The organism is Micromonospora sp. WMMB482, from assembly GCF_019038635.1.
Lineage (GTDB): Bacteria > Actinomycetota > Actinomycetes > Mycobacteriales > Micromonosporaceae > Micromonospora > Micromonospora marina.
On sequence record NZ_JAHOPD010000020.1, the window covers coordinates 3,222,459 to 3,234,526 of the forward strand.

Here is a 12,068-nt window from a genome sequence, read left to right on the forward strand (position 1 = left end):
GTACGACGCGAAAGGCAGCACCATGTCCCTGCAACCGCACCACGACGGATCCGCCACCTACGTCCCGGAGCAGGAGCCCGCGCTCGGGCAGACCGTGCCGGTCCTCGTCCGGGTGCCGGCCGGATCCGGCGTCTCCCAGGTGCACGTGCGCACCACCGGCGACGGCGAGCCGAGCTTCGCCGAGGCACGGATCGACCGCACCGCCGACGGTGACGTGTGGTGGCGGGCCGACGTCGAGGTCCGCAACCCGGTCAGCAACTACCGCTTCCTGCTCGACGGCGAACGCGGCGCCCGGTGGCTCAACGCCGCCGGCCCGGCCGGACACGACGTGCCGGACCACGGCGACTTCAAGCTGGTCAGCTACGCGCCGCCGCCGGCCTGGGCCCGGGACGCGGTGATCTACCAGATCTTCCCGGACCGGTTCGCCCGCTCGGCCGCCGCCGACACCCGGACCGCGCCGGACTGGGCCATTCCGTGCGACTGGGACACCCCGGTGATCGGCCGTGGCCCGGAGACGCCCCGCCAGTTCTACGGCGGCGACCTCGACGGGATCACCGAGCGCCTGCACCACCTGGACCGGCTCGGGGTCAACACGGTCTACCTCACCCCGGTCTTCCCGGCCCGCTCCAACCACCGCTACGACGCGTCCAGCTTCGACACGGTGGACCCGCTGCTCGGCGGCGACGCGGCGCTGGCCCGGCTCGCCGACGCGGTGCACGCCCGGGGCTGGCGGCTGCTCGGCGACATCACCAGCAACCACACCGGCGACGCCCACGACTGGTTCACCGCTGCCATTTCCGACGTCGGCGCGCCGGAACGCGAGCTGTACTACTTCGACCTGCCCGGCTCGGACTACGAGTCCTGGAACGGGGTCAAGTCGCTGCCGAAGCTGAACTGGGGCAGCGCGGAGCTGCGCCGCCGCTTCGCCACCGCCGAGGACTCACTGCTGCGCCGCTGGCTGCGCCCGCCGTACGGGCTGGACGGCTGGCGGGTGGACGTGGCGAACATGACCGGCCGGCGGGGCGCCGACGCGTACACCCACGAGGTGGCGCGGCTGCTGCGCGAGGTGGTCGCGGACACCCGGCCGGACGCGTTGCTGCTCGCCGAGCACGGCCACGACCACACCGGTGACCTGGACCGGGACGGCTGGCACGGGACGATGAACTACGTCGGCTTCACCGACCCGGTCTGGTCCTGGCTGCGGGCCGGCGACGACCCGGTGCCGAACTTCCTCGGCACGCCGGGCGGGGTGCGGCGGCGGGACGCGGGCGCGGTCCTGGCGACCATGGACACCTACCGGTCGCTGGTGTCGTGGCGGTCGTACACCCACTCGTGGCAGCTGCTCGGCTCGCACGACTCGGCCCGGATCCGCACCGTGGTCGGTGACGCGGCCCGGCAGGAGGTGGCCGCCGGTCTGCTCGCCACCATGCCCGGCACGCCGGTGGTGTTCGCCGGGGACGAGCTGGGGCTGACCGGCACCAACGGGGAGGGCTCGCGCACCCCGATGCCGTGGCACCGGCCGGAGAGCTGGGACCGGCGCACGTTCGACGCGTACCGGTCGCTGCTGGCGCTGCGCCGCGACGAGCCGGCGCTGCGGCACGGCGGCCTGCGGTGGGTGCACGCGGACGCGGACACCCTGGTCTTCCTGCGCGAGGCGCCCACCTCGACGGTGCTGGTGCTGGCCCGCCGGGCCGCCGGCACTCCGGTCCGCCTGACCGGCCTGCCCGCCGCCGACAACGTCTACGGTGGCGCCCCCGCGCTGCGCCCCGACGCCGACGGCACGGTGACGCTGCCCGCGGACGGCCCCACCTTCCAGGTCTGGCGCTGGTGAAAGGAGGGGCCCCTTGTTAACGCATTCTGCATAACAAGGGGCCCCTCCCAACACCTCAGCGCAGGAGGGTGCGGGCGCCCGCGAGGTAGGTGGCGCGGTCCGGGGAACCGGTGAGGATGCGCTGGGTGAAGTAGCCGGGGACCAGGCCGAACAGCGCCGCGCCGACCGCCTCCGGGTCGGCCTCGGGGGGTAGCTCACCGGCGTCGCGCGCCCGTCGGGCCGCGGTCACGAAGTGGCCGCGCAACCGGGTGTACGTGGCGGCGACGAACTCCGCCAGCACCGGATCCCGCTGCGCCTCGCTCCACACCTGCAGCGCCAGCGGCAGCACGCCGTCCGGGCCGAGCTGGGCGTCGACGAAGGTCAGCGCGCGTTCCAGCACGTCGGTCAGGGGCAGCGGCGGATCGGCGGTCGAGAGGTCGGCGAAGTTCTCGTCGGCGGTGCCGACCACCGCCTGGGCGATGGCCGTGATCAGGTCGTTCTTGCTGGGGAAGTAGCGGTAGACCGCGCCGACGGAGAGCCCGGCCTCCTTGACCACGTCCTGCATCGAGGTCTGGTGGAAGCCGTCGCGCACGAAGCAGCGCCGGGCCGCGTCCAGGATCTGCTGGCGGCGGGCGGAGAGGTGCTGTTCGGAGACGCGTGGCACGACACACATTCTAAAGCGAACGTTCGTTCTTGACGAACGCGCTGGCGACGGCGCACGCTTCAGCTCAAGAGAACGAACATTCGTTTTAAGGAGACGACGATGCTTCGCTCCCGCTCGCCCTGGACCCGCGCCGCGCTGCTCGTCGGCGTTGTGGTGATGGTGCAGGCGCTGCTCGTACCGCTGTTCGCGGAGCCCGCCACGCACCTCTCGCCGCGCGACCTGCCGGTGGCCGTGGCCGGCCCGCCGCCGGTCGTCGCCGAGCTGACCGCCCGGCTCACCGCCGCCCGGCCCGGCGGCTTCGCAGTCACCACGTTGCCGGACGTGGCGGCGGCCGACCGGGCGTTGCGGGACCGCGAGGTGTACGCCGCGTTCGTGGCCGGCCCGGACGGCGTCGCCCTGCACACCGCGCCGGCCGCCAGTCCGACCGTGGCGGCCCTGCTCACCGAGGCCGCCGGCCAGCTCTCGCCCGGCCGCCCGGTGCCGGTTACCCCGGTCGTGCCGACCGACCCGGACGACCCGCGCGGGGCCGGCTTCGCCGCCGGGTTCCTGCCCCTGGCGCTCACCGGCATGCTGGCCGGCGCGTTGCTCACGCTGCTGGTCGCCGGCCGCCGCGTCCGCCTCGCCGGCCTGATCGGGTACGCGGTGCTGGCCGGCGCCGCAGGCGTCGCGGTGCTGCACGGCTGGCTCGGCCTGCTCGACGGGAACCTGTGGCGGGAGGCCGGCGCGATCGGGCTGTTCTCGCTCGCCGCCGCCGGCACCGTTGCGGGACTCGGCGCGCTGCTCGGGCGGGCCGGGATCGGGGTCGGCGCGCTGCTCGTGTTCCTGCTCGGTAATCCGCTCTCCGCCGTCTCCGCCGCCCCGGAACTGCTGCCGCAGCCGTGGGGCGTGGTGGGCCAGTTCCTGCCGGTCGGCGCCGGTGGCACACTGCTGCGTTCGGCGGCCTTCTTCGACGGCGCGGGCGCCGGTCGGCCGCTGGCCGTGCTGGCCGCGTACGCGCTGGTCGGGCTCGGGTTGGTCCTGGTCGGGCGGCGTTCCGCCACCGACGCCCGGGTGCCGGTGGCGCCGCCGACGCGAGCCGAGGTCACGGTATGACTGCTTCTGCGCGGGGCGACTACTACGAAGCGTCGTTGATGGGGGAGGATGGGCCGCGTGGAAGCTCTTCGACTGATTCTCCTCTACGTCCATCTGATCGGCTTCGCGCTGCTGCTCGGTGGCGCGATCGCCCAGTACGTCACCGGCCGGCTGCGGATCAACGCCGCCATGCTCTGGGGCGCGATCATCCAGATCCTCACCGGCGTCGGGCTGTCCGCTCCGCTGCGGGACGGGGACGAGCCGGCCCCGGCGAAACTTGTTACCAAGTTGGTGCTCGCGCTGCTCATCTTCGTCATGGTCTTCTTCTCCCGTAAGCGGGAGACCGTCAACCGTGGCCACTTCCTCGCGATCGTCGGGTTGACGCTGGTCAACGCAGCCGTCGCGGTGTTCTGGCGTTAGTTCGCCGCGAGTCGGGGAAGCTCGGGAAACGGACGTTCGCGACACCACCGCGCGCGCCTGCCGGGCCGGATAAGTGACGTGCCCCACGCAAGGGTTACGCCGGGGTAACGGACGCTCAACAGTCGTGCACGATTGTCGGCCGGTGGGTGGGCGCGGGCGTACGCTCCCGTCCGTAACGTGGGACGCCGGCGGCACACCGCAGGCCGGCGAAAGGGCTGCACACCGTGCACGACGCGGTGTGCAAGGGGAAGGAGACGTCTTGCGCTCTGTGCGTGGGATGCGGATCGCCTCCGCCGTCGTGGCGGGTGGACTCGTGCTGGGCGCTGCCGCGTGTGGTGAGGCTCCGGACGACGACAACAACGCCGGTGGCGACGGCGGCAAGAAGTACAGCGCCTGCATGGTGACCGACGTCGGCGGCATCGACGACAAGTCCTTCAACGCCTCGGCCTGGAAGGGCCTCCAGGAGGCGCAGAAGGAGAACGACAACATCGAGATCAAGAACGTCCAGTCGAAGGCCGAGGCGGACTACGAGGTCAACCTGACCGGGTTCGTCAACCAGAAGTGCGACTTCATCCTGGCCGTCGGTGGCCTGATGTCGGACGCCACCAAGGCCGCGGCCGAGAAGAACCCGAACCAGCAGTTCGGGCTCGTCGACGCCAACCCGGGCGTGAGCAACGTCTACCCGATGCAGTTCGACACCGCGCAGGCCGCGTTCCAGGCCGGCTACCTGGCCGCCGGGATGAGCAAGACCGGCAAGGTCGGCACCTACGGTGGCCTCCCGATCCCGCCGGTCACCATCTTCATGGACGGCTTCGCCGACGGCGTGGCGTACTACAACAAGGCCAAGAGCAAGAACGTCCAGGTGCTGGGCTGGGACAAGGCCACTCAGAAGGGCTCCTTCACCAACGACTTCGTCAAGCAGGACGAGGGCAAGAAGGTGTCCGACGCGCTCGTCGCGCAGGGCGCCGACATCGTGATGCCGGTCGCCGGCGGCGCCGGCCTCGGCACCACCGCCGCGGCCAAGGCCTCGGGCGGCAAGTATTCGGTCGTCTGGGTGGACATCGACGGCTGCGAGAGCACGCCGGACTGCTCGGCGATCCTGACCACTGTCGTCAAGAACATCCCGGACGCCGTCAAGGAGGCCGTGCTGAAGGCCGCCGGCGGCGAGAAGCTCCAGTCCACGCCGGGCTTCGTCGGCACGCTGGCGAACAACGGCGTCTCGATCGCCCCGTACCACGACTTCGACAGCAAGGTCCCGGCGGACCTGAAGGCCGAGGTCGACAAGATCAAGGCGGACATCGCCGCCGGCACCATCACCGTCACTTCGAAGGCCCAGCCGACCAAGTGACCGCTTCGCCGGTCCCCACGGTGCGATCATCGGCAGCGGGGGCCGGCGGGCACCAGCTCTGACGATCCGGCCGTCCCGGCGCAACGGGGAAGGTACCCCAGCGCCGGGGCGGCCGATCACCTTGAATCCCCCGACCATCCCCACCCGGCGTGGTCGCGGCGCGGCTGGTCGCTACGCTGCACCATCGCTCGCACTCCAGGAGGTTGCGCTGAGACTCGAACTGCGCGGCATCACCAAACGGTTCGGTGATCTGGTCGCCAACGACCACATCGACCTGACGGTGGAGCCTGGAGAGATCCATGCCCTGCTCGGCGAGAACGGCGCGGGCAAGTCGACCCTGATGAACGTGCTCTACGGCCTCTACCAGCCGGACGAGGGCGAGATCCTGGTCGACGGCAAGCCGCTGAAGCTCAGGGGCCCGTCGGACGCGATCGCCGCCGGGATCGGCATGGTGCACCAGCACTTCATGCTGGTGCCGGTCTTCACCGTGGCCGAGAACGTCATGCTCGGCGCCGAGCAGGTCAGGGGGCCCTTCGCCGGCATCCTCGACCGCCGGCGCGCCCGGCGCGAGGTCGCCGAGGTCTCCGAGCGGTACAACCTGCGGGTCGACCCGGACGCGGTGATCGAGGACCTGCCGGTCGGCATCCAGCAGCGGGTGGAGATCGTCAAGGCCCTCACCCGCGACGTCGACCTGCTGATCCTCGACGAGCCCACGGCCGTGCTCACGCCGCAGGAGACCGAGGAACTGCTTACCGTCATGCGGTCGCTCAAGGCCGCCGGCAAGTCGATCGTGTTCATCACCCACAAGCTGGGCGAGGTGAAGGCGATCGCCGACCGGATCACCGTGATCCGGCGCGGCAAGACGGTCGGCACCGCCGAGCCGAGCGCCAGCCGGGACGAGCTGGCCGCGCTGATGGTCGGGCGCAGCGTCCGGCTGACGGTGGACAAGGAGCCGGCCACCCCTGGCAAGCCGGTCCTGGAGGTCGCCGGCCTGGTCGTGGACGACGACCGGCAGGTACGCGCGGTCGACGGCGTCGACCTGACCGTGCACGCCGGTGAGGTGCTCGGCGTGGCGGGCGTGCAGGGCAACGGCCAGACCGAGCTGATCGAGGCGATCATGGGCCTGCGCCCGGTGCTCGCCGGCACGATCAGCCTCGACGGCGAGCCGACGCACGGCTGGTCGACCAAGAAGGTGCTCCGCGCCGGTGTCGGCTACGTGCCGGAGGACCGCAGCGTGGACGGCCTGGTCAAGGAGTTCTCCGTGGCGGAGAACCTGGTGCTGGACATCTACGACCGGCCGCCGTTCGGCAAGGGCCTGTCGCTCAAGCCCGAGGCCATCGCGAAGTCGGCGCGGGAGCGGATCGAGCAGTTCGACGTCCGGACCTCCTCGGCCGACGCGGCGGTCGGCACGCTCTCCGGCGGCAACCAGCAGAAGGTGATCGTGGCCCGGGAGCTGTCCCGGCCGTTGAAGCTTCTCATCGCCGCCCAGCCCACCCGGGGCGTGGACGTCGGCTCGATCGAGTTCATCCACAGCCGGGTCGTCCACGAGCGGGACCTCGGCACCGCGGTCCTGGTGGTCTCCAGCGAACTGGACGAGGTGATCGGCCTGGCCGACCGGATCGCGGTCATGTACCGCGGCCGGATCATCGGCATCGTCGGCCCGGACACCCCGCGCGAGGAGATCGGCCTGCTGATGGCCGGCATCACCCCGGACGCCGCCACCCCGGACGCCGCCACCGCGACCGGGGACGGCGGCCCTGGCAACGAGGACGAGGCATGACCAACCCGAACCCCGCTTCGGGCTCGCCGGACAAGGAGCCGGCGACCGAGGCGCAGGAGTCGCTGAGCGAGGCCCGGGCGACGCCGACGCAGCCGGCCGGTGACACCGAGCAGACGGTGCCGGCCACCGCGACCGCCGCGAAGCCGGCCCCGGGCGGAGAGCACCGCCCCGGCATGGGCCGGATGTTCCTGGACAACCTCTGGGCGGCCAACACGCTCACCGTGACAGTGCTCGCGGTGCTGCTGGCCATGGTGGTCGGCGCGGTGCTGATCATCGTGTCCGACCCCGAGGTGCTCGCCACCTACGGCTACATCACCGCCCGGCCCACCGACGCGCTGAACGCCAGCTGGACGGTGGTCAGCGAGGCGTACGCGAACCTGTTCAAGGGCGCGATCTTCGACCCGGACGCGGTCGGCTTCACCGCCGCCATGAGCCCGATCTCGGAGACGCTCACCTACGCCGCGCCGCTCGTCTTCACCGGCCTGTCGGTGGCGCTCGCCTTCCGCGGCGGCCTGTTCAACATCGGCGCCCAGGGCCAGGCCACCATCGGCGTGATCCTGGCCGCCGTGGCCGGCTTCGCGCTGCCGCTGCCGCCCGGCGTGCACCTGCTGGTGGCGTTGATCGCCGGCGCGCTCGGCGGTGCGCTCTGGGGCTTCATCCCCGGCATCCTCAAGGCGCGGGCCGGTGCGCACGAGGTGATCAACACGATCATGCTCAACTACATCGCGGTCTACTTCCTGACCTGGATCATCGTCCAGAGCGGGGTGCAGGATCCGAACCGGGCGGACGCGATCAGCAAGCCGGTCGACTCCTCCGCGCAGCTGCCCCGCCTGCTCGGCGACGACCTGCGGGTGCACGCCGGCATCCTGCTCGCGGTGGCGGCCACCTGGTTCATCGCCTGGCTGCTCAACCGCTCCACGCTCGGCTTCGAGCTGCGGGCGGTGGGCGCGAACCCGGACGCGGCCCGGACCGCCGGCATCAGCGTCACAAAGACGTACGTGCTGGTGATGGTGCTCGCGGGCATGCTGGCCGGTCTCGGCGGCTCGACCATGGTGCTCGGCACCACTGCCACGGCGCTGACCCCGCTGGTGATCGCGCAGATCGGCTTCGACGGCATCCTGGTCGCGCTGCTCGGCCGCGTGAAGCCGTGGGGCGTGCTGCTGGCCGCGCTGCTGTTCGGCGCGCTTCAGGCCGGCGGCAACCGGATGCAGTCGTACTCCGGCATCTCGCTGGAACTGGTCACCGTGCTCCAGGCGCTCATCGTCATCTTCATCGCCGCGCCTGCCCTGGTGAAGACGATCTTCCAGCTCCGGGCGGCCCGCGCCGCCCGGTTGCAGACGAGCCTCGCGAAGGGCTGGTGAGCATGTCCACCACCGCTGTCCCCGAGGTCGCCGTTACCGCGGTCGACGAGGGTTTCTGGACCCGTAACCGGAAGATCGGCGCGGCCCTGCTGGCACTCGGCGTGCTCGCGGCGGTGCTGTTCGGCGCGCTCGCGACCGACCAGCACGCGCGGTTCACGCTCAGCGAGACCCAGGGCGGGGCCGCCCTGGAGATCAACGGTACGGTCGGCGCGATCCTGTTCGGCGTCATCGCCGCGGCGGCCGGCGCCGCCCTGCTGGCCGGTGTGCCGAAGCGCTGGTTCACGCTGCTGCTCGGCGCCGGGCTGGTCGCATTCGTGCTGAGCTTCCTGTGCTGGCAGGTCTCGGCCGCGCCCGAGGGCCGCAACTTCATGCCGCTGGTGAACGTCGTCCGCGGCACGTTCATCCTGGCCCTGCCGCTGATCTTCGGCGCGCTCGCCGGTGTGCTCTGCGAGCGCTCCGGCGTGGTGAACGTGGCGATCGAGGGCCAGCTCTTGATGGGCGCCTTCTCCGGCGCGCTGTTCGGCAGCATGTCCGGCAGCGTCTGGGTGGGCCTGGTGGCCGCCGCCATCGGCGGTGCGTTCATCTCGTTCCTGCTGGCCGTGTTCGCCATCCGCTACCTGGTCGACCAGGTGGTCATGGGCATCGTGCTCAACCTGCTCGCGGTCGGCATCACCGGCTTCCTCTACGAGCGGCTGATGCAGACCGACGCGGCGAAGTACAACAGCGCGCCCCGGTTCGGCAACTGGGAGATCCCGCTGCTGTCCGACATCCCGCTGATCGGCCCGGCGCTGTTCCGGGGCAACATCTTCCTCTACCTCGGCCTGCTGCTGGTGCTCGTCATCCACCTGGCGCTGTTCCGTACCCGGTGGGGCCTGCGGACCCGCTCGGTGGGCGAGCACCCGACCGCGGCCGACACGCTGGGCGTGAAGGTGCTGCGGCTGCGCTACCGCAACGTGATCCTGGCCGGTCTGGTCGCCGGCGTCGGCGGCGCCTCGTACACGCTGGCGCTCTACTCGTTCACCAAGAACATGATCGGCGGTAAGGGCTTCATCGCCCTGGCCGCGCTGATCTTCGGCCGGTGGAGCCCGACCGGCGCGCTGCTCGCGGCGCTGTTCTTCGGCTTCGCCGACCAGCTCGCCACCTACCTGGGCGCGATCGGCAGCGGCATTCCGAGCCAGTTCCTGGCGATGCTGCCGTACCTGGCGACGATCCTGGCCGTGGCCGGGCTGGTCGGCAAGGTCCGGGCGCCGGCCGCCGACGGCAAGCCGTACATCAAGGGCTGACCGCCCGCCGCGACGCAGTGCCCGGCGGGTCGCCCCGCCGGGCATCGTCGTCTCCGGCCGCGCCCGCGACCGATCGGGCGTGAATTGGGCAGAATGGGGGTCGTGATGGAGATCGACTGGGAGCGGCTGCGTACCGCCGCCACCGAGGTCATGCGCCATGCCTACGTGCCGTACTCGAAGTTCCCGGTGGGTGCCGCCGCGCTCGTCGACGACGGCCGGGTCGTGGTCGGCTGCAACGTGGAGAACGCCGGATACGGCGTCACGCTCTGCGCCGAGTGCGGCGTGGTTTCGCAGCTGCACGCCACCGGCGGGGGCCGGATCGTGGCGCTGTCCTGCGTCGACGCCACCGGTGAGCCGTTGATGCCGTGCGGCCGGTGCCGGCAGCTGCTCTGGGAGCAGGGCGGGCCGGAGTGCCTGGTCGAGGCGAAGGGCGGGCCGCTGCGGATGGCGGAGCTGCTGCCGCACGCGTTCGACGTGGCCGACATCGAGGCGGTGACCGGCGAGCGCCCGGTGCCGGTGGTGCCGGACCGGCTGGCCGCCTGGCGGGGCCGGGGCACCGTGTTCGTGCACCCCGACCTCTCGGGCGGGCAGCAGGTCTGGACGACGTACTGGGAGCGGTCGTCCGGTGAGACCGAGGGCGCCGAGACCGGCGTGCTGGAGGAGGGCTCGTCCTGGGACGACCCGGCCGAGGCGATCGCCTGGGGGTTGGCGCGGACGCCGCGCGTGGTCGTGGTGGACGCCTCGGGCACGATCTTCTGGGCTGGTGAGGGTGAGCCTCCCTCGGAGATTCCTGTTCGTTGGGGTTGAGCTGGAGGGCCTGGGCCGACCGTGCCCGGCTCCGGGCGGTCAGGCTTGATCCCTCCGCCGGGCACGGTCGGCCCAGGCCGGACCTGGTCACCGTCCGCGGAAAGAGTGCGATCCGCGGCGATTGTTGATCTATTGATGGGAACTCAAAGGTGAGTGCTTTTACGGCGGTTGACGTCATCCGGGCCAAGCGGGACGGGGGCGTGCTGAGCGACGGGCAGATCGACTGGGTGGTCGACGCGTACACCAAGGGTCTGGTCGCCGACGAGCAGATGTCGGCGCTGGCCATGGCGATCCTGCTGCGCGGCATGACCGCGCCGGAGATCGCCCGGTGGACCGCCGCCATGATCGCCAGCGGTGAGCGGCTCGACCTGTCGCCGGTGTCCCGGCCGACTGTGGACAAGCACTCCACCGGCGGCGTCGGTGACAAGATCACCCTGCCGCTGACCCCGCTGGTGGCCGCGTGCGGCGCGGCGGTGCCGCAGCTGTCCGGCCGGGGCCTGGGCCACACCGGCGGCACGCTGGACAAGCTGGAGTCGATCCCGGGCTGGCGGGCGGCGCTCACCAACGACGAGTTCATCGCGCAGCTCCGCGACGTGGGCGCGGTGATCTGCGCGGCCGGCGACGGGCTGGCCCCGGCCGACCGCAAGCTGTACGCGCTGCGTGACGTCACCGGCACGGTCGAGGCGATCCCGCTGATCGCCAGCTCGATCATGAGCAAGAAGATCGCCGAGGGCACCGGCGCGCTGGTGCTCGACGTGAAGGTCGGCTCCGGCGCGTTCATGAAGAACGCCGACGACGCCCGCGAACTGGCCCGCACGATGGTCGAGCTGGGCGGCGCGCACGGCGTACGGACGGTAGCCCTGCTCACCGACATGTCCACCCCGCTCGGCCTCGCAGTGGGCAACGCGGTCGAGGTGACCGAGTCGGTGGAGGTGCTCGCCGGCGGCGGTCCCGCCGACGTGGTGGAGCTGACGCTGGCGCTGGCCCGGGAGATGCTCGACGCGGCCGGCCTGCCGGACGCCGACCCGGAGGCGGCGCTGCGGGACGGCCGGGCGATGGACTCCTGGCGCACGATGATCCGGGCGCAGGGCGGTGACCCGGAAGCCCCGATGCCCGTCGCGAACGAGGTCGAGATGGTCACCGCGACCGAGGACGGGTGGATCGCCGAGGTCGACGCGTATGCGATCGGGGTGGCCGCCTGGCGGCTCGGCGCGGGCCGGGCCCGCAAGGAGGACCCGGTGAGCATCCCGGCCGGCGTGGTGCTGCACAAGCGCCGCGGTGACCGGGTGCGTGCCGGTGAGCCGCTGTTCGAGCTGCGCGCCGAGCACGCCGAGCGGATCCCGGCCGCGCTGGCCGAGGCGCGCCTCGCGGTGCGGATCGCTCCGGACGCGCCGGACGCGACGCCGCTGGTCGTCGAGCGGATCGGCTGACCGGGACCGGCCATGGTGCCGGCCCGGCCGGAGCCGCTATCCTCCCAGGCCAGGGGGGATCGGCCGGCGACGAGCCGAGGTGAGCAGACAGGGG

The 12,068-nt window shown here is 71.9% G+C and carries 10 protein-coding genes; 9 read left to right on the forward strand and 1 reads right to left on the reverse strand.

What is annotated here, in order from left to right; translation table 11 throughout:
• The first annotated feature begins 22 nt into the window (after nucleotides 1-22).
• Nucleotides 23-1,831, forward strand: coding sequence for a glycoside hydrolase family 13 protein (locus tag KSK32_RS16370; protein WP_216931998.1), 1,809 nt, complete (start codon nucleotides 23-25; stop codon nucleotides 1,829-1,831).
• A 55-nt stretch (nucleotides 1,832-1,886) separates the two neighbouring features.
• Here the strand turns inward: KSK32_RS16370 and KSK32_RS16375 are convergent, their stop codons facing one another.
• On the reverse strand, nucleotides 1,887-2,474 hold the full coding sequence (locus tag KSK32_RS16375; RefSeq protein WP_216931999.1) for a TetR/AcrR family transcriptional regulator: 588 nt from the start codon (nucleotides 2,472-2,474) through the stop codon (nucleotides 1,887-1,889).
• 99 nt (nucleotides 2,475-2,573) lie between these two features.
• Here KSK32_RS16375 and KSK32_RS16380 point away from each other — a divergent pair, with 99 nt between their 5' ends.
• The 8 genes from KSK32_RS16380 (at nucleotide 2,574) to KSK32_RS16415 (ending at nucleotide 11,974) form a co-directional block, all read left to right on the forward strand.
• The gene (locus KSK32_RS16380; protein ID WP_216932000.1) at nucleotides 2,574-3,566 is read left to right on the forward strand and encodes a hypothetical protein; all 993 of its coding nucleotides are present in this window, start codon (nucleotides 2,574-2,576) and stop codon (nucleotides 3,564-3,566) included.
• Between the two features lie 57 nt (nucleotides 3,567-3,623).
• Nucleotides 3,624-3,965, forward strand: coding sequence for a hypothetical protein (locus tag KSK32_RS16385; protein ID WP_026268052.1), 342 nt, complete (start codon nucleotides 3,624-3,626; stop codon nucleotides 3,963-3,965).
• A 277-nt stretch (nucleotides 3,966-4,242) separates the two neighbouring features.
• On the forward strand, nucleotides 4,243-5,313 hold the full coding sequence (locus KSK32_RS16390) for a BMP family protein (RefSeq protein ID WP_216936143.1): 1,071 nt from the start codon (nucleotides 4,243-4,245) through the stop codon (nucleotides 5,311-5,313).
• Between the two features lie 121 nt (nucleotides 5,314-5,434).
• Nucleotides 5,435-7,093: an ABC transporter ATP-binding protein gene (locus tag KSK32_RS16395; RefSeq protein WP_308163677.1), complete on the forward strand. Its 1,659-nt coding sequence runs from the start codon at nucleotides 5,435-5,437 to the stop codon at nucleotides 7,091-7,093.
• Between the two features lie 173 nt (nucleotides 7,094-7,266).
• Nucleotides 7,267-8,454, forward strand: coding sequence for an ABC transporter permease (locus tag KSK32_RS16400; RefSeq protein ID WP_374226751.1), 1,188 nt, complete (start codon nucleotides 7,267-7,269; stop codon nucleotides 8,452-8,454).
• Between the two features lie 2 nt (nucleotides 8,455-8,456).
• The gene (locus KSK32_RS16405; protein WP_216932002.1) at nucleotides 8,457-9,737 is read left to right on the forward strand and encodes an ABC transporter permease; all 1,281 of its coding nucleotides are present in this window, start codon (nucleotides 8,457-8,459) and stop codon (nucleotides 9,735-9,737) included.
• Nucleotides 9,738-9,842: 105 nt separating this feature from the next.
• A complete protein-coding gene (locus tag KSK32_RS16410; RefSeq protein WP_216936146.1) occupies nucleotides 9,843-10,544 on the forward strand; it encodes a cytidine deaminase in 702 nt (233 codons plus the stop codon).
• Nucleotides 10,545-10,693: 149 nt separating this feature from the next.
• Entirely contained in the window at nucleotides 10,694-11,974 is a 1,281-nt protein-coding gene (locus KSK32_RS16415) for a thymidine phosphorylase (protein WP_216932003.1), read from the forward strand.
• Nucleotides 11,975-12,068 lie beyond the last annotated feature (94 nt).

Excerpts from the sequence above, each read along its gene's own strand:
- KSK32_RS16380 (WP_216932000.1), top strand. The coding sequence starts at position 2,574 with ATGCTTCGCTCCCGCTCGCCCTGGACCCGCGCCGCGCTGCTCGTCGGC.
- KSK32_RS16370 (WP_216931998.1), top strand. The coding sequence starts at position 23 with ATGTCCCTGCAACCGCACCACGACGGATCCGCCACCTACGTCCCGGAG.
- KSK32_RS16400 (WP_374226751.1), top strand. The coding sequence starts at position 7,267 with ATGGGCCGGATGTTCCTGGACAACCTCTGGGCGGCCAACACGCTCACC.
- KSK32_RS16410 (WP_216936146.1), top strand. The coding sequence starts at position 9,843 with ATGGAGATCGACTGGGAGCGGCTGCGTACCGCCGCCACCGAGGTCATG.
- KSK32_RS16390 (WP_216936143.1), top strand. The coding sequence starts at position 4,243 with ATGCGGATCGCCTCCGCCGTCGTGGCGGGTGGACTCGTGCTGGGCGCT.
- KSK32_RS16405 (WP_216932002.1), top strand. The coding sequence starts at position 8,457 with ATGTCCACCACCGCTGTCCCCGAGGTCGCCGTTACCGCGGTCGACGAG.